This window comes from Pseudomonas sp. B3(2017), from assembly GCF_002113595.1.
In the GTDB taxonomy this organism is placed as follows: domain Bacteria; phylum Pseudomonadota; class Gammaproteobacteria; order Pseudomonadales; family Pseudomonadaceae; genus Aquipseudomonas; species Aquipseudomonas ekonensis.
This window is the reverse complement of sequence record NZ_NEIU01000002.1, coordinates 61,923-78,396: the sequence shown is the minus strand read 5'-3', so window position 1 is coordinate 78,396 and position 16,474 is coordinate 61,923. Positions and strand designations below refer to the sequence as shown.

14 protein-coding genes are annotated in these 16,474 nt (G+C 55.4%); 7 read left to right on the top strand and 7 right to left on the bottom strand.

Translation table 11 applies throughout. The features are described 5' to 3' along the window. Window positions 1-47: 47 nt before the first annotated feature. The 3 genes from CAG33_RS02975 to CAG33_RS02965 all read right to left on the bottom strand — a co-directional run bounded on the left by CAG33_RS02975 (window position 48) and on the right by CAG33_RS02965 (window position 3,220). Window positions 48-842: a carbon-nitrogen hydrolase family protein gene (locus tag CAG33_RS02975; RefSeq protein ID WP_085636854.1), complete on the bottom strand. Its 795-nt coding sequence runs from the start codon at window positions 840-842 to the stop codon at window positions 48-50. Window positions 843-854: 12 nt separating this feature from the next. Next, complete coding sequence (locus CAG33_RS02970) at window positions 855-2,537, bottom strand: NAD(P)/FAD-dependent oxidoreductase (RefSeq protein WP_085586300.1); 1,683 nt, start codon at window positions 2,535-2,537, stop codon at window positions 855-857. Window positions 2,538-2,758: 221 nt separating this feature from the next. Further along, window positions 2,759-3,220 carry an Lrp/AsnC family transcriptional regulator gene (locus tag CAG33_RS02965; RefSeq protein WP_046029956.1) on the bottom strand — a complete coding sequence of 154 codons (462 nt, stop codon included), beginning with the start codon at window positions 3,218-3,220 and terminating at the stop codon, window positions 2,759-2,761. 182 nt (window positions 3,221-3,402) lie between these two features. Here CAG33_RS02965 and CAG33_RS02960 point away from each other — a divergent pair, with 182 nt between their 5' ends. The 4 genes from CAG33_RS02960 (at window position 3,403) to CAG33_RS28115 (ending at window position 9,110) form a co-directional block, all read left to right on the top strand. Beyond that, window positions 3,403-5,760: a glucose/quinate/shikimate family membrane-bound PQQ-dependent dehydrogenase gene (locus CAG33_RS02960; RefSeq protein ID WP_085636851.1), complete on the top strand. Its 2,358-nt coding sequence runs from the start codon at window positions 3,403-3,405 to the stop codon at window positions 5,758-5,760. A 461-nt stretch (window positions 5,761-6,221) separates the two neighbouring features. Next, window positions 6,222-6,815 (top strand): hypothetical protein, encoded by a 594-nt coding sequence (locus CAG33_RS02955; RefSeq protein ID WP_085636848.1) that lies wholly within the window; start codon window positions 6,222-6,224, stop codon window positions 6,813-6,815. Between the two features lie 5 nt (window positions 6,816-6,820). Next, on the top strand, window positions 6,821-7,930 hold the full coding sequence (locus CAG33_RS02950) for an ImmA/IrrE family metallo-endopeptidase (RefSeq protein ID WP_085636845.1): 1,110 nt from the start codon (window positions 6,821-6,823) through the stop codon (window positions 7,928-7,930). Between the two features lie 151 nt (window positions 7,931-8,081). Continuing rightward, window positions 8,082-9,110 (top strand): hypothetical protein, encoded by a 1,029-nt coding sequence (locus CAG33_RS28115; RefSeq protein ID WP_139832992.1) that lies wholly within the window; start codon window positions 8,082-8,084, stop codon window positions 9,108-9,110. Between the two features lie 81 nt (window positions 9,111-9,191). On the opposite strand, the gene CAG33_RS28110 is transcribed toward CAG33_RS28115, so the two are convergent. Next, entirely contained in the window at window positions 9,192-10,247 is a 1,056-nt protein-coding gene (locus tag CAG33_RS28110) for a hypothetical protein (RefSeq protein WP_139832991.1), read from the bottom strand. 268 nt (window positions 10,248-10,515) lie between these two features. Between CAG33_RS28110 and CAG33_RS28105 the strand changes: the two genes are divergently transcribed. Beyond that, a complete protein-coding gene (locus tag CAG33_RS28105; protein ID WP_060484785.1) occupies window positions 10,516-10,851 on the top strand; it encodes a hypothetical protein in 336 nt (111 codons plus the stop codon). Here the strand turns inward: CAG33_RS28105 and CAG33_RS02940 are convergent, their stop codons facing one another. Further along, window positions 10,852-13,107, bottom strand: coding sequence for a DotA/TraY family protein (locus CAG33_RS02940; protein WP_085636839.1), 2,256 nt, complete (start codon window positions 13,105-13,107; stop codon window positions 10,852-10,854). It lies immediately after the preceding gene. A 292-nt stretch (window positions 13,108-13,399) separates the two neighbouring features. Then, a complete protein-coding gene (locus CAG33_RS02935; protein ID WP_079743374.1) occupies window positions 13,400-13,627 on the bottom strand; it encodes a hypothetical protein in 228 nt (75 codons plus the stop codon). A 573-nt stretch (window positions 13,628-14,200) separates the two neighbouring features. Here CAG33_RS02935 and CAG33_RS02930 point away from each other — a divergent pair. Together CAG33_RS02930 and CAG33_RS28100 are read left to right on the top strand one after the other, a co-directional pair. Next, a complete protein-coding gene (locus CAG33_RS02930) occupies window positions 14,201-14,446 on the top strand; it encodes a hypothetical protein (protein ID WP_085636835.1) in 246 nt (81 codons plus the stop codon). A 5-nt stretch (window positions 14,447-14,451) separates the two neighbouring features. Beyond that, on the top strand, window positions 14,452-14,880 hold the full coding sequence (locus CAG33_RS28100; protein WP_139832990.1) for a hypothetical protein: 429 nt from the start codon (window positions 14,452-14,454) through the stop codon (window positions 14,878-14,880). Window positions 14,881-14,963: 83 nt separating this feature from the next. Here the strand turns inward: CAG33_RS28100 and CAG33_RS28095 are convergent, their stop codons facing one another. Further along, the gene (locus CAG33_RS28095; protein ID WP_139832989.1) at window positions 14,964-15,929 is read right to left on the bottom strand and encodes a hypothetical protein; all 966 of its coding nucleotides are present in this window, start codon (window positions 15,927-15,929) and stop codon (window positions 14,964-14,966) included. Window positions 15,930-16,474 lie beyond the last annotated feature (545 nt).

Sequence of the window (16,474 nt, the reverse complement as noted above, 5' to 3'; positions counted from 1 at the left end):
GGCACTTCCAGAACGGTGAGGTGCCCATGCTAGCGGATTACGCAGGGTCAGCGTTTGTTCAGTGCGTCGTACAGCTCGGGGCGACGGTCGGTGAAGTAGCGGTTGGCGGCGCGGGAATCGGCCATCAGGCGCCGGTCCAGTTCGCCGACGATCAAGGCTTCGTCCAGGCCGGCCTGGGCGATGCGGCTGCCGTCCGGCGCGGCGATGCTGCTCTGGCCGCAGTAATGGATGTCGCCTTCGTGGCCGCAGTAATTGGCGTAGGCCACGTAGCACTGGTTTTCGAAGGCGCGGGCACGGACGGTGACGTCGGCGATGAAGTCGTACGGCACCATGTTCGCCGTCGGCACCAGGATCAGCTCGGCGCCTTGCAGGGCCAGGCGCCGGGCGTTCTCCGGGAACTCCACGTCGTAGCAGATCAGGAAACCGAGCTTCCAGCCGTTGAGCTCGACGATGGGAAACTCATCTTCGCCGGGGCTGAACATCGACCGGTCGAGATCGCCGAACAGGTGCGTCTTGCGGTAGTTGCACAGGCGTTCGCCCTGGGCGTCGATCAACTGCACGGCGTTGTAGATCTGCCCGTCGGCGGTGCGCTCCGGATAGCCGTATAGGATCGCCAGGCCGGCGGCCTTGGCGATCCGTCCGATCTGTTGCGCCCATTCGCCGTTGTAGACCTCGGCCAGCGTGCCGACCGCTTCCTGGCCGATGTTGTAGCCGGTCATGAACATCTCCGGCAGCACCAGCAGGTCGGCGCCCTTGGCCTCCATCGCCACTCGCTGGAGGCGCTGCAGGTTCGCGGCCGGTTCCAGGGGCAGCGGCGGACATTGGTAAAGGGCTACACGCATCGGGGGTTCCTCTTACTCAGGCAGGGCGACAGGGCCGATGTCTTTGAACACATCACCCGGGCCCGGGTTCTCTTTATGTGTGGCGCCGCCGAAGTGTTTCATGATTCCCCACACCGCGTTGAGCGAAGTCTGCACCGCGCCTTCGACCCACGCCGGGGTCCACGACACGTCGTCGCCTGCGATGAAGATCCCGCGCTGCTCGGCCGGCATCTCGTCCTGCATGAAGTGCGCGTACATGCGCTGGTTGTAGCGGTAGTGGCCGGGCAGGGCGCCTTTGAAGGCACCGAGGAAGTGCGGGTCGGCTTCCCACGACACGGTGATCGGATCGCCGATGATGCGCGAGGCGATGTCGACCTTCGGGTAGATCTTCTTCAATGCATCCAGCGCCAGTTTCACGCGCTTTTCCACCGGGTGCGGGAGCATCTTCAGCGCATCGCTCATCCACGAGTACGACAGGCAGATCACGCCCGGCTTGTCGTCGCCGTTGTCGAACAGGTACGTGCCGCGGGTGAGGCGGTCGGTGAGGGTCATGCTCATCAGGTCGCGGCCGGTTTCCGGATCCTTGTCCTTCCAGAACGGCCGGTCGACCATCACGAAGGTTTTCGACGACTGCATGTAGCGGGTGCGGTCGAGGGCCATCCACATCTTTTGCGAGAACAGGGTCTCTTCGCACTCGATCTGGGTGGTCAGCAGCCAGCTCTGGCAGGTGGTCAGCACGGCGGCGTATTCCCGGGTGTCGCCGTTGTTGTCGGTGACGGCGAAACGGCCGCCCGGCGCGTGGGCGATCTTCTTCACGCCCGAACGCGGCGCGCCGCGGTGCAGCGACTTCAGGCTGGTGCCTTGCGGCCAGTGCACGCAGCGCTCCGGCACGTGCCGCCAGATGCCCTGAGGCACCTGTTCGACGCCGCCGACCACCAGGTGCTGGTGATCGTCGCAGTTGGTCATCACCACGCGGAAGATTTCCAGCATCGAGTTGGGGAAGTCCGAGTCCCAGCCGCCGGTGCCGAAACCGACCTGGCCGAACACTTCGCGGTGGTGGAACGACAGTTTGGCGAACGCCTTGGACGTGGCGACGAAGTCATAGAAGGTGCGGTCGTCCCACAGCGGCACGAGGGTGTTCCACAGCTCTTTGAGGCGCGGCACGTCGCGGTCGCGGATCGCCTGCTGGATCTCGCCGAAGCGCGCGCCGTCCTCCAGGGCGTCCGCCCAGGCGTCGGCCACTTCCTGGAACAGTGCAGGAAGATCCGCCAGTTTCTGTGCGTAATGGGTTTTGCCTTCCAGGTCGATCACGGTGCTGCCGGAGGCCGGCGTCAGCGGGTTGGGGAAGGGCTTGGTTTCCAGGCCGAGCTTGTCGACATAGTGGTAGAACGCGGTGGACGACACCGGGAAACGCATCCCGCCCAGTTCCGCGACGATGCCGTCGGTGCCGTTGAACGCCTGGGAGCGCAGGCGGCCGCCCAGCTTCGAGGCCTCGTAGACCACGGGCTTGAGGCCCAACTTCATCAGCTCGTAGGCGGCCACAAGCCCGGCGATGCCGGCGCCGACGATCGCCACTTCCGCGCCGTGGTGCTGCTCAGGAATGCTGCCCAGGCCGGCTGGGTGTTCGATCCAGTCGTCGAAGGCGAATGGGAAGTCCGGGCCGAAGATGGTGACCGGTTTTTTACCGTCTGCAGGATGGCGATTGTTCTTGTTCATGGCTGACCTTGCTGGCGACCCGACGCCGGATGCGCGTCTGAGTATAGGAAAAGATGCCGGCCATTCTAGGGAGCGCAGAACACGTTAATAAGACGCAAAGTGTCGTCGTTATGCTGATTCATCAGTCGATATGACGAAGCTGGTGTGCATAGTGAGCAAAACAGGAGCGAGCCTGCTCGCGATGAGGCCCGACCGCACGACCGAAATGCCGAACCCGACGGTCAAACCGGCTGCCCCCGGTCGATCTTGCTGCTCAGGATGATCGACGTGGTCGTCTTCTCCACCCCGTCCACGCTGCCGATCTGGTCGAGCAACTGATCCAGTTGCTCCGGCGAGTCGGTGCGCAGCCACGCCACATAATCAAATTCGCCACTCACCGCACACAGCTGTTGCACCTGCGCCATGGCGCTGAGCCGGCGCAGCACCTCTTTGCCGGAGCGCGGCTGCACGGTGATGCCCACGTACGCCTGCAATCCGCCGTCCACCACCCGCTGGCCCAGGCGCACGCCATAACCGGTGATGACCTTGGCCTTTTCCAGCCGCGCCAGCCGCGACGTCACGGTGGTGCGGGCGATGCCCAATTGCCGCGCAAGCATCGCCACGCTTTCGCGGGCGTTGATTTGCAGGGCGGCGATCAGCTGGCGGTCGATTTCGTCGAGCACGGGCGGGCGGATGTCAGGCAAAGGGCGTCTCCAGGGGCGCGGACGGATGGGCTGCATGTTACAGATTCAGGCGCGAGAACGCTTACGGCCGATAATCGAACGGTTTTTTGGACTGTCTGGTTCATTTCTATTGCGACAAATTGCCATAAGTAACCGTCCGGTACATTATTCCGCCCTTGTCACAAATGGGAACAACGTCCGACATGAACGATTCTGGGGCTGCCGCCGGCAGCAAATGGCTGCTGCGCGGTCTGGGTGTGTTGATTGCCTTGATCGGGCTCGGTCTGGCCGGCGGCGGTGGCTGGCTCGTCGCCTTGGGCGGCAGCGGGTACTTTCTGCTGATGGGCCTGGCGATGCTGGTGTCCGGGGCAATGATCGCCCGTGGCCAACGGCAAGGGGCATGGCTGTACGGCGTCGCGTTGATCCTCACCGTGATCTGGGCACTGTGGGACGCTGGCCTGGAATACTGGCCGCTGGTTTCCCGGGTGCTGACCTTCGCCGTGATCGGCTTCGTTGTGGCGCTGGTCTACCCGACGCTGGCGCGGGTCTCCGGTGCCAAGGCAGGGCGGGGCGCCCACGGGCTGGCGGGCGTGCTGGGCGTCGGCATCGCCGCGGCCCTGGCCTACATGTTTGTGCCGACCCACGTGGTCGAAGCCTCCAGCGTGCCGGCCGTCACCCCAGTCACGCCGGGCACGGAGCAGAAGGACTGGGCCCATTGGGGCAACACCACCGCCGGCAACCGCTTTGCCGCGCTGGACCAGATCAACAAGGCCAACGTCGACAAGCTCCAGGTGGCCTGGACCTTCCACACCGGCGACATCCCGCAGAGCACCGGTGCCGGCGCCGAAGACCAGAACACGCCGCTGCAGATCGGCGACACGGTCTACGCCTGCACCGCCTACGGCAAGGTCTTCGCCCTCGATGCCGACACCGGCACCCAGCGCTGGAAGTTCGACCCTCAGGGCAGCGCACCGAACTGGCAGCGATGCCGGGGATTGGGTTACTTCGAAGCGCCTTCAGACGGGTCGGCCGCTGCCCCGGCAGCCTGTGCGAAACGTCTGTTCCTGCCGACCGGCGATGCGCGCCTGATTGCGATCAACGCCGAAACCGGCGAGCCCTGCGCCGACTTCGGCGACAAAGGCACCGTCGACCTGAAAACCGACATGGGCGACGTCAAACCGGGTTACTACCAGCAGACCTCGACCCCGCTGGTGGCCGGCGACGTGGTGATCATCGGCGGCCGCGTGGCCGACAACTACTCCACGGGCGAGCCGCCGGGCGTCATCCGCGCCTACGATGTGCGCAGCGGCGAGCTGGTGTGGGCCTGGGATCCGGGCAACCCGAACATCACCAAACGCCCGCCGCCCGGTGAGACCTACACCCGCGGCACGCCGAACGTGTGGTCGGCCATGTCCTACGACGCCAAACTCGGACTGGTCTACCTGCCGACCGGCAACGCCACACCAGACTTCTTCGGCGGCCAGCGCACCGAGTTCGACGACAAGTGGAGTTCCTCCATCGTCGCCCTCGACGTGAAGACCGGTCAGGTGCGCTGGCACTTCCAGACCACCCATCACGACCTGTGGGACTTCGACCTGCCGGCCCAGCCGCTGCTGTACGACCTGCCGGACGATCGGGGCGGCACGCAGCCGGCGCTGGCGCAGGTGACCAAGCAGGGCGAGATTTTCTTGCTCAACCGCGAGACCGGCAAACCGATCGCCCGCGTCGAGGAACGCAAGGTGCCGCAAGGCAACGTGCCGGGCGAACGCTACTCGCCGACCCAGCCGTTCTCGGTGGAGATGCCCTCCATCGGCAACCAGACCCTGACCGAATCCGACATGTGGGGCGCCACGCCGTTCGATCAACTGATGTGCCGCATCCAGTTCAAGGGCATGCGCCACGAAGGCGTCTACACCCCGCCGGGCATGGATCGCGCCCTGCAGTTCCCCGGCTCCCTCGGGGGCATGAACTGGGGCAGCGTGTCGGTGGATCCGAACTCCCATTACATGTTCGTCAACGACATGCGCCTGGGCCTGGCCAACTACATGATCCCGCGTAACCGGATCGCCGCCGGCGCCAGCGGCATCGAGATGGGCGTGGTGCCGCAGGAAGGCACCCCGTTCGGCGCGATGCGCGAGCGCTTCCTGTCGGCGGCGGGCATTCCGTGCCAGAAGCCGCCGTTCGGCACGATGTCCGCCATCGACCTGAAGACCCGCAAACTGGTCTGGCAAGTGCCGGTCGGCACCGTGCAGGACACAGGCCCGCTGGGCATCCGCATGCACCTGCCGATCCCGATCGGCATGCCGACCCTGGGCGCCTCGCTCGCCACCCAGTCCGGCCTGCTGTTCTTCGCCGGCACCCAGGACTTCTACCTGCGCGCCTTCGACACCGGCACCGGCGACGAAATCTGGAAATCCCGCCTGCCGGTGGGCAGCCAGTCGGGGCCGATGACCTACGTGTCGCCCAAGACCGGAAGGCAGTACATCCTGCTGACGGCGGGCGGTGCGCGGCAGTCGACGGATCGGGGGGATTATGTGATTGCGTATGCGTTGCCGCGGTGAGGGCTGAGACGCAGACATGAAAAAGCCGCGCATTCGCGCGGCTTTTTGGTGTCTGGTGGGCCCACACGGACTCGAACCGTGGACCAAAGGATTATGAGTTCGCCAATGACACCGTTGCGCTAGGTTTCATTGGGTTACACGAGGAAACGGTACAGTACGCGAAAGTGCAGGGCAATCAGTACGTTAGCGAACGGTACGTTACAGGTGAGGACCTTCGTGCTGTACCGCTAGTGTACCTTTGCGATAGAGGCACACGCGTCCGGCTTGATGTCGGTGTTATCGTGGTTCGGCTCAAATCCTGCGCCCCAACCCTCGACCGGCTGCGGCAGCAGAGCTGCCTTGGTCTCGGGTTATCGACCTTAAGGCATCACCAGCGTTTATTGGATTGTTTCAGGTTGACAAAATCCCGAAATTGCCAGATTCTCTCGGTTGACAAAAACCGATTTTCGCCAGGAATCGCTATGACCTATCGACACCCTTCTTCGTTTTACCCGGACCTTACCGACGATCGCCTGGCGAAAATTGCTGAGCCGCTGCTCGACATTCGTTATAGCACCATCCGCGAGATGGCTTCCCCGTTTGACGATACGTATACCCAAGAGACAGCGGTATTTGGACGGTCCCGCAACATGCTGATCCATCTTTGCATGGGCGGCAAGTATGACTGGCTAAGTCTCGCCAGCCCCGGCATGGATGTCACTTTCCGTATTGGCAATGTGCCATGTCGCTTTTTCCGTGATGATCCTGAACTGCCGGGAAAACCGGGGTTCTTCAAGAGAAATGCGGTTGATGATCTCTTCTCTCCAGATGAAAACGATCCTGTTATGTGGCGTTTTGTCGTTGAGCGAGCTCTAACTGAGGATGACGAGGATCGAGTTTTTCTGATTGGCTACAACGCATTTCAGGAAAAGATCTCTCAGTGGGCCTATGGTTCCTCTGGACCAATCCTCCATTCTGTGGACAGCGACGTGCCTAAGGTCAAAGAGCTTCCCCCAGCAGCAGTCGAGGTGCGGGAAGACACTGTCCGGAAAGATAGAGACGCTCAAAACGAGTGAAATAGATGAACGTTTTATTTGATGGAGCATCCCTAAGACTAGCCCGCGTATTTAGCGGGCTTGCTCTTGAAGAGGTTGCTGAAAAGGTAGGGAAAACCCGCCAGTACTTGCATAAGCTTGAAACCGGGCAGGGTAAGCCCACTGAGCAGCTAGCGTACGACCTTGCAGATGCACTTGATGTCGAGGTGGGTTTTTTCGCGCCTAGAAATAACAGGCTTCACGAAGACCAGTTTCACTTTAGAAAACTACTCACTACAAAAAATACTATAAAACAAGTTGCTGTTGCGCGCGGAGAAATGATTGATTCCCTGATTCGATTTCTCGAACAGGAGCTTCGATTGCCGGAAGTGAAAATTCCAAGTATTGCTCAGATTCAGACGTACGAGGACATTGAGCGTGCAGCGGAGCGTTGCCGAAATGAGTGGGATCTTGGGCTTGCGCCAATTGGTAGTATGACCAGGTTGGCAGAGAACCTAGGAGCTGTGGTTACTACATTCTCCGGTATTTCCAAAGAAATCGACGCGCTCTCAGTTTCTGTGGAAAGACCTTTTATAGTTAGGAACACTGCAAAAGAGAGTGCATGCCGACAGCGGTTTGACATTGCGCATGAGTTAGGGCACCTGGTGATGCATGAAGGTATCGTTACAGGTGATCGCGTTACTGAAAATCAAGCAAACCGCTTTGCTAGTGCGCTGCTGCTGCCGCGCACTATGATGGCTAAATTATTTCCGCGTCCAAATGGTACTAGACTAGACTGGAAAGGAATGCGTGAGTTTAAACTGACCTGGAAAGTCAGTAAGGCCGCTATTCTGTACAGAGCTAAGCAGCTAGATCTAATTACGGAGTCGCAATACAAGACTGGAGTTATCACTCTCAAAAAGTACGGAGAGTCAAACGGGGAGAAGGAAGATTATCTAATAGCTCAGGAACCTCCAGAAATGCTCGCTAGGTCACTGTTTGTTTTGGCCGAAAAGAGAGGGATCGGTGTTGGCGAAATTGCCAAGGCTCTAAACGTAAAGGTTGGTTTTTTGAAAGAGCTTACCGGTTTAGAGGATTTTGTCGAGCAGCGCCCCCAAGTCCCACCAAGGGTTCCGTACTTACGGCTTGTGACTTGATATAAGAGATCATTTGGAATAGAGGTTTTCTGGCAGTTATTGCGTAAACTGTCGGAAGCTTCATCTAATAGAGGCTATTACTGCCAATAACAAGGTGGTAGTGGCCTTTTATTTTTATGCGACAAAAATTTATAGGGCGGACTAAGGCTTTATGACTTACCAGCATCTTGAATCTGCCGTGGTGATTGAAGATTTAGATCACGATTGTGCGAGCTACCTAGAATTGCGATTGAGGAATAAAGCAGGAGGGACAGCTTATGCTAACCAGTGTCAGTTCTGTGGAGAATTTCGCGGTGGTGAGATAAGTAAGTCTAAAGTGAAAGTTCAGCCGCCGCATGGTGATTCAATTCTAGAGGATGCGTTTAATAGGAAAAGGACAGAAATACTATCTTCAGCGCGAGTTGAGTTGATGCCTTCATTGAACCCTTGGCAAGGGAAAACAATGGAGCAGAAGTTGGCTGGGCTTGAGGAGGTTATTAGTGGCTACTGCAGGGAAAACGAGGTAGAGGTTTCTAGTTTGCTTTCTACCTATTTAATACGGCAGCGTAATAAATATATAGATGAGGGGTTTTCGTCGAAGTGGTGTAGTGAGGAGGAGCTTCATGCTTGGTTTGAAAAGAATTTTTCAAAATGGTTTTATATCTATCATGAGGTCAGCGGTACCGGATTTGTTGATAGAGAGATTGAGCGTGTAAGAATAGACTTTGTAATCAGGGCAAGGGATGAGCTTGTTGCGTGTGGGTTTACTGATAAGTATATCGGGGTGGAGGTCAAGCATTTAAGTCCAGTGACCGGAAAAGGATTTCATGGTAAGAGCTCTAGAGGAGTGTTTCAGGCCCTTAGCTATTGGTATAGCGGGGCTAGATGGGATCTGCCTAATGAAAGTGGTGTTGAGTTGGCCACTGTATTAATGTTTAGCAATCTTTCGTTTCAAGATGAGTCGGATTATGTATTTGGTAGTTATGATTCCCATTATAGAAAGGTCTGGAAGTCATATCTTAGTGTCGCGAATCACGCTAATGTCGGTGAGCTAACAGTCAAGATTTGGAATGGTGCTGTTGACTCTTGGGCTATGGAGTATGATGGCTCTAAATATTTTTCGGTAAGCAATTGGCGTGGTCCCGCGAAGGGTAACCCAAATGTCATCGCGAAACGAAGAATTGGTAGCATGAAAAGATAGGTTTCCTTTGTAATTGCCTGGGGCAGGGCGGCCGTTGTCTATTATGCTGAAAGTAGGCAGCTTGGCGCTGCCCTACATGAGTTAGTGATATTTTTTAAGGGTTGAGTATGCTGAAACTCCACTTGGAGTAGGTGTTCGAGTGTTCAAGACAGTTCGTGCTGCAGTGACTTTGCAAGGCCGCAGCCCCTCGCTACCTTGTCCTAATTGGAATTGCCCGTAGCTACTAGAAGTTTTGTTTACGCAGTGCCCCAGCGCAGCCGAGATGTCTTCATCAATCAACCCGTGCCGCTTCCAATCACTTGCTGCGGCATTGCGCAGATGATAGGGACATATTCTGAATTTCAGTCTGGGCCACAATTTCTGTCCAGCCGACGACAACGATGCACGCCAGTTGGTAGTTTTCTCAACTTGAACAAATGTCTCGATTCTTTCCGTGTCCGAGCCAATATTTTGGCAGACCTCAAATAGAGCTCTAACCAGTGGGCTTTGATCGATCCGATAGGTGATCTCGCGCCAGGGCTGACCTTTCTGGTCGGTGACCTTGATTCCGTTGTCGATGCGGACAGTCAACAGCTCGTTTTCTTTGGAACAAATCACTTTGACTCCCTTCTCAAGCTCGCCTGGCCGACATCCAGACACTGCCTCCACCAGGTACGCGAGCTCATACTTGCTACCCTTAAATTGCTTATGTAGTTGATCCCGCCAATCACTCGGTAGATTTTTTAGGTCAGATCGTTTGGACTTCCGTCTTACTGTATTTTCGAGAGGGCACTGTCCTTTGTGTCCATCTACAATATTCAAAATTCCAACCACCTCTTCGATCACCGCTATGTGGTGTCTAACGGCGTTCATATCACCTATACGCTGGGCCGCATCTTGTCTCCGTATCGCCTCCTGAAGCTGAATGCGACAACAGTGTAATGTTGCGGCTACTCGTCTCCGATATGTGGACTTACTTTGAGTCGCGCAGATCGCTGACCATAGTTTCTCTGGATCAGCCCCTTCCTCGCCAACCATACGGTTATATTCGCGAACGTAACCATCATCGGTTGAATTATTTAGCTTTTTGGGTGGCATTTCCTTTATTCGTTGGCGGGCAGTTTTTACGATCTCAAAGATATCTTCCGGGGTTTTCATAGTGCGATCTCCAGTGACCTAAGTCGTTTGAGCTGGTTGGCTGAAGGGGCACCTTTCGCTACGCGAATCGCCGTTCCGGCGACCGATGCCCACATTCACGCAGCTGCGTGAATGTGATTTCTTTTTAGGTCACTTAGGACCTATTCTTTTTAGGTCACGCATGACTCATCGATTTTTAGGTCACATGTGACTTTTTCTTTGCCTGATCCTTGTGCAGCTTAAATAAGTTTGCTTGAATACTCTCATCGCCTATGTATGGAGACTTTCAATGTCATCCTCCGGATATCAAGTTGGCTTATCTGCTGGTTACGCTCACTCTCGCGCAACCCAAGCGTCATACGAAGCTGTAATTGATGAGTGGCGCTTGCACTCAGAGAGCCTGAAGCGTCAAGTAAACGCTTTAAATGAGCGTATCGAAATCATGCAAGGCCACTTTGAGGCGAATAACTATGTCTTGCTTCTATTGCTGGAGGAGTTAAGAAAGACCTCTCCTAACTCTCCATTGCTGGAAAAGGAAAACAGGGATTCGCTTCGTCAGAAGGCCTTTGATAGATATCTTGAAGATCACGAATATGAGGGGCAAAGTTCACGCCTCCGGAGATAATTAACCTCCAGGAGGCGGCCCCCCCAGCAGTGTGCTGTTGTCTGGCATGCTTCGGCCAGGCGTAGAGCTATCTGGCCCCTTGGAGTGTTTCGCCCCGCCACCCAGACCACCCGCGGCCCCGTGCTTCGTTTCCCTGACGCCGGCGACAAACACATCCTGGCCGCTGTCACCCGTGCGCTCTGCGTCGGCGATACCACCAGTAGATCCGTTACCGATCCATCGCAGGATGTTGTCCGGAACCCAGTGAATCAGGCTGAAAACGATATGGACAACCGTCGTCATCATCACCACATAGATGGCCACGTAAGCGATAAAGCTGACGATGCCCGTCATGCTGTCGGCCTGGATCCCCGAGACAACTGACATGAAGGCTGCATTGATGTAGCCAACGATTGGCTGGGTTAGCAGCATCCCGCCGATGAGGCCGAACAGCATCAGTGCCGGGCGCATCACCAGTGACAGGATCATCATGTACCCCTGGCCAGCTCGGCCAACAGCATCGTCTCCGTCCGGGTGGATGTGGGCCACAGCGAACAGCGGGGCCGCAATAACCGACTCCAGGACAAGAACGAACCAGTTCACGATCGAGGTCACCCAGGTGATGAAAGGGATCATTGGGACGTAGGTGCTGAGCGTCACGCCGAAAGCGAACAGCAAAATCAACAGCGTGGTGATCAGGGTTGAGAGAAACTGGAATACCGCTCCTGCGTCGAAACCGACCTTCACTGTGGCCTGTGCTGCCCAGGAGTTCGCGACGCCGGTGGCGCTGGTCATGGCCGCGACCATCACCTCGCCGGTAGTCACGATGACATCGCCGAAGCTTTTCATCTGGCTCATGTGGTTGAGGTTGGAGCCGGCGATGCTCTGCGTCATCTGGTTGATCGCACCCATGAACGGGGCGGAAATCATCTTTTTGACGTATTCCCATGCCCCTTCGCCATCGCGGGGCTCACGCACGTTGGTCTCGGCATAGTAGGTGTTGCGCACCGAGTCGACGCGGTGCTTGGCATATTCGTCGGCGGTGAGCATCACGTCGGCATAGGTCTGGAGTGTCTCCTTGGTCTCCTTGTCGACGATGGCAATAGGGTCGGCTGCCGGCAGACCGTTCAACGTGGATTGCATCACGTCGTTCATTTTGACGATGTGGTTGTACCAGGTGCCGGCGAACAGCCAGCCGCCGTCCTTGGCGGCCTTGAGGAAGTCCGCTGCAGCGCGATCACTGGTTTGCATTACGGCCGTCTTGGCGGCGGCGCGAAGCGAGTTCTCGTAGGTGTTCGCTGCGGCGTCTATCACGCCCGGGGCCGGTTTTTGCCCGGCGACGATCTGCTGTGCCGTCGGCCGGATATCCTGGATCATCTGCTGGATGGCTTTGGCGTGGGCCGCGAGAATCGGCTCTTTGATGACCTTAGTATTTGAATTTCCTTCGCTCGCTTCCCATGATTGTTTCCAAGTGAGTGCACCGCACACATCGGGATTTATGTAGGACTTGTCGTTTGCCTTCCACTTGTAGTCGGTGACGTTATAGCTCGCCTTGTTGTACTTCTGCACCATGTTGATGCCGCCGTAGACCGGTATGGCATCGGTGATGTCAACGTCGATCTCCCCGGTATTGACGACCTTGCGGGTGGATGCGACAGCCTGGATGCGCGTCGACCTGCCTGAGGCCTCAAACTGCTTGTTCATCGCCGCGGCGCAGACTTCGAATTTCAGGATGTTGGCTGCGAGCGGCCTAGAATCAGGGATCAGCGGGCGCGACAACATCCCGTCCTTGCCGATCTGGTCGACGGCCTGGCTCCAGATAGCATCGCCTACACCCACGCCCTGTATCGCGAGCCATAACACCATAATCTGGATCAGCGAATACCCATGGCCCAAAGGTAAGAGTAACGCGCCGCCTGCGGCAGTACGCAGCGGGATCCAAATGTCACTCATCTTCCGGCCGAGGACCTCCCCGTCCTGAGCGGAGTCGACGGTGCCTTTGATCGTGGTGTAGGCGATAAAGAGCATGCCCAAGAACATCACGGCACCACCGAAAACGGACATCATGCTGCCCAGCACGTCCTCGGTCTCGCCGCCCTCTACGTTCCCGCCAGAGTGGATGGTCCCCACGATCGAGCCGAACACTTCTTCCAGGAAGTCAACGGAAGTATCGCCCGGCGGCGGGGTGAATTGGTTCAGTCCGCCTGAGGAGTTAGCGTGAGCTGTGCCTCCGAAGAGAGCGGCCAGAAGTAGGCAAAGCAGCAGCGATTTTTTCATCTGGCTGTACCCCGCTGTGCCGGCGGTAAAACTAGAGGCGTGGCACTAGCGTCAAACACATACAGCAACGCATACGGGATGCCGGCGAGCGCATAAAACTGACCCCCGCCGGACAAATACTGTTGCACGGCACAAAGGGCCAGGACGGCTGTTGAGGGGAACAACCACCAGCCTGGGAGTCCACCCCAAGCACGATGTTGCCCGAAGGGAACTGCTAGGTTGGTGAGGAGTAAAAGAAGGTAAAAAATTCTGTGCGTTAGACGGCTAAAGCCCGGTGAGCCAAGCCAGCTTATTAGGCCGGGCATGCGAGGATCTCCGCAACTTCTGGGGTTCTGTAGTAAACACGGCGACCAACTTTTACAGAGGTACCATTGAGGCTTCGATAAAAATTATCGTTTTTGTAACGGGTGAGATGAACGCGAAGGGCTTCTGGAGACTTGCCTAAAAGCTCTGCGAGTTGGGCAGGAGACATCAAAAGTCCAAATTTTTCGACTAGGGCTTCTTCGAATCGACTTTTCATCGGAACGCTCCACAACTTGGGGGTAAGTGTTGTGGCCTATTTAAATTCGGCGGCTCATATGCGGTCAACTAACGTGGCGTTATGTCTTGTACCGCTAATTTGTTATTTTGGCGTATTGTTGCGTATTTTTTGTTGTTATTTGTTATTGTTTAGCGCTTTTGATTACTCGGGGTTAGCGGCCCTATACGCTTATATGAAAAAAAGATCTAAGAATGGTCCTCCCCATAAGTTTTCACCTTCGCCCCATAAGCTTTCACTTTCAACCCCATATGTTTTCACCTTTGCTCCCCATAAATGTTCACCTATTAAAGTTGTCGCCCCATATCTCTTCACCTTTCGCCCCATATCCTTTCACCTTAGGCCCCATAAGCTTTCACCTTTGATTGGTAAAGTCCTTTAAATTCAATGAGTTATGAAAAAATATAGTTTCCTCTGTTTGTATGTCTTAAAGAAAAAACAAACAGACAGACCGGAGGGCTGGACTAAAATTAGCGGGTGGAGATAAAGTGACGACGCTGGATGGGGTTGCAGCCCTATCCAGCGTCTGACCAAAAAGATCGACAGGAGATCCTAATGGCTTCCAATATCCTACCACGTCAGCTTTTTCCTCAAAACCTCACGCATGATTTACTAACAGAAGTCGCACCAGAGCTTGATACCCTCAATGGTGAGATGCTGTTAGAAAAATTCACTGGTATGTTGCAGCCAGCGCTGGATGCTGTTGTAGGTGCATACAAACAGGCGGCTGCTAGCAAAGTGACAGAGCAGGCATTCCAATTGTTTTTAGAAAACCTCGTTGTGGCTGCTGACGAGGAGTAAGGCTGATGCATCCGCTGAAGAGGTTAGTCCAGGGGGAGCTTCATCACGCCAATCCTGAAGTATTGGTTGAGACTGCTTTGAATCTTTGGTACCACCCTGATCCTATGCCTCTGGTTCTAAAGGTCGTTAATGGCCTCCAAGATATAGAATTGCGTCGAGCCCTGTATACCCTGGATCGTTTGAGGCGTTATGGTACCGCGCTGACCGAGCAAAGACGTATAGAGTTGACAGAGCTCGTACGCTCACCACGTTGGGACTCATTGAAAATCTTTTTTGTGCTTTCGCCGCCACCACCCTGGGGTGGCGGCGAAAGATGGCCAGATATACTCGCGCAGGGGTGGGGTTTGGGTGAGGCAGAGCGGCTTGATACCGCCTGCATCTTGAAATACCAGACTCGTCATTATGCTGCTAAGCGGCGTAAAGGTCAGAGTTGAGGAGCAACAGGTGGACGGGTGCGAGATCGCAGAATACTTGATCAGCTGTTTACATAGGGATTGACGGCGTCGTTGTAGAACTATTATTGATGAGAAGCTGCTTCCCTTGGAGCAGTTTTATTATTTTCATTAATAATGTTTTTCAGGATTTCCTTGGTCTCGCTATCTGTTGTGAGAGGCGGACTGCAGCTGATTTTTATAAACTTATAACCAAGCTTAACATCAGGTATCGCTAGCGCCGCACGATCATCCGGCATCACCGCAACGTTAACGCCGTTAGTATCTTCAAGTCCGCAATATGATGTTGGGAGGTGGAAGGATGAAAATGCAATGGCCTGCCTTAGTCTAGGCTCATAAAAGCTTTTGCTTGCAATTTTCTGCATTAGCGTAAGTAGTATTATGGCTCCAAGGGAAAGTGCAACTATTGCCATGACTGGTGAGAATTTGTTCTTTTCGCGAAGGGGGCGTTTTTTGTTTTTGTTACGATGTTCATCCACTAGGTTCTTAACTAAAAGAGCTGGGATTAATGGTAAGCTCGCATACCCAAAGGCTAATGATGCAGCCAAGAGCCATATTGTTGGCGTCAGGATTAGAGTAAGAAATAGTTGAGTGCCTGGCAGGTCTGCAGGAGATAGCCCGCTAAGCTCAGCAATTGCTGCATCGGAGTAAATCTTTGAAAGTGTTGCTACGCATACCACCACTGGTGTGATGAGGGTCTTAAATAGCTCCCAGTGCCGCCCAATAAAGGCAGAGACTCTCCAATGATAGTAAAGAAATACAAAGGCGGAGAGGCAGTTTATTGACAGTACGGTTAGCGCAGTTGTTGAGTTGGATTTGTTCCCCATGATTGCAGAAAGGCCCAACGTGTAAAATGCAGCTGTGGCAGCAACGAAAGCTGCGGCTGAATATTCTAGCTTTTTCCAGCGCTTGATCCTGCGTAGTCGTTTATACCACCATATTTTTTTGTCTCTTGAGTTCAGGATATTTGCAATACATCCCAACAGAACCGGTAGGAGGAAAAATATTCCAAATAGAGTTATTGCGATCATGCTATTCCTTGATCGTTGGTTTTATCGTTGGCTACTAAAACAGGTGGATAGTATGTTCAATTGCGCAGCTGGTGAGGCATGGATGCCGCGCCAGGGCCGGGCGGCTTCATGCCCGGGCCTGGCCACCAGCGCCGGCAGGGATGCCGGAAAACGATCTATAAATTCGCACAGGACAACATTTCTTCGCACAGCAAGAGTAGTGCGACTTCTCTCCAGTAGTTGGTTCTGGCTTGGAAGCGAGCCAGGACAAGCTTGAGAAGTTCTGCTTCAGGAAAAGGATGGGTCTCATTGAGTTCGCTATATGTCAAAAGGTCTAGCCCGAGCTGCCGACTAGCGAACTTGTCCGTAGGAAGCATCGCTAACGTTCTTCCGCGATCGTCTAGGCTACGCTTCAGCGAGCTGAGCAATCCGTATATAGTGGAATCAGGCGAAGAGTTTGAGGTGCTGTGTGTCGCCTCCTGCTCATTCAGGGAGGTGGCTACACTCCTGATAAAGTCCTCCCCCAGTGCCATACATCTATCAGAGTCTGCTTGCGATAGAATTGG

What these genes read in the sequence shown, in the direction of transcription:
- CAG33_RS02975 (WP_085636854.1), bottom strand. Translation starts at nt 842, where the DNA reads ATGCGTGTAGCCCTTTACCAATGTCCGCCGCTGCCCCTGGAACCGGCC.
- CAG33_RS02970 (WP_085586300.1), bottom strand. Translation starts at nt 2,537, where the DNA reads ATGAACAAGAACAATCGCCATCCTGCAGACGGTAAAAAACCGGTCACC.
- CAG33_RS02960 (WP_085636851.1), top strand. Translation starts at nt 3,403, where the DNA reads ATGAACGATTCTGGGGCTGCCGCCGGCAGCAAATGGCTGCTGCGCGGT.
- CAG33_RS02955 (WP_085636848.1), top strand. Translation starts at nt 6,222, where the DNA reads ATGACCTATCGACACCCTTCTTCGTTTTACCCGGACCTTACCGACGAT.
- CAG33_RS02950 (WP_085636845.1), top strand. Translation starts at nt 6,821, where the DNA reads ATGAACGTTTTATTTGATGGAGCATCCCTAAGACTAGCCCGCGTATTT.
- CAG33_RS28115 (WP_139832992.1), top strand. Translation starts at nt 8,082, where the DNA reads ATGACTTACCAGCATCTTGAATCTGCCGTGGTGATTGAAGATTTAGAT.
- CAG33_RS28110 (WP_139832991.1), bottom strand. Translation starts at nt 10,247, where the DNA reads ATGAAAACCCCGGAAGATATCTTTGAGATCGTAAAAACTGCCCGCCAA.
- CAG33_RS28105 (WP_060484785.1), top strand. Translation starts at nt 10,516, where the DNA reads ATGTCATCCTCCGGATATCAAGTTGGCTTATCTGCTGGTTACGCTCAC.
- CAG33_RS02940 (WP_085636839.1), bottom strand. Translation starts at nt 13,107, where the DNA reads ATGAAAAAATCGCTGCTGCTTTGCCTACTTCTGGCCGCTCTCTTCGGA.
- CAG33_RS02935 (WP_079743374.1), bottom strand. Translation starts at nt 13,627, where the DNA reads ATGAAAAGTCGATTCGAAGAAGCCCTAGTCGAAAAATTTGGACTTTTG.
- CAG33_RS02930 (WP_085636835.1), top strand. Translation starts at nt 14,201, where the DNA reads ATGGCTTCCAATATCCTACCACGTCAGCTTTTTCCTCAAAACCTCACG.
- CAG33_RS28100 (WP_139832990.1), top strand. Translation starts at nt 14,452, where the DNA reads ATGCATCCGCTGAAGAGGTTAGTCCAGGGGGAGCTTCATCACGCCAAT.
- CAG33_RS28095 (WP_139832989.1), bottom strand. Translation starts at nt 15,929, where the DNA reads ATGATCGCAATAACTCTATTTGGAATATTTTTCCTCCTACCGGTTCTG.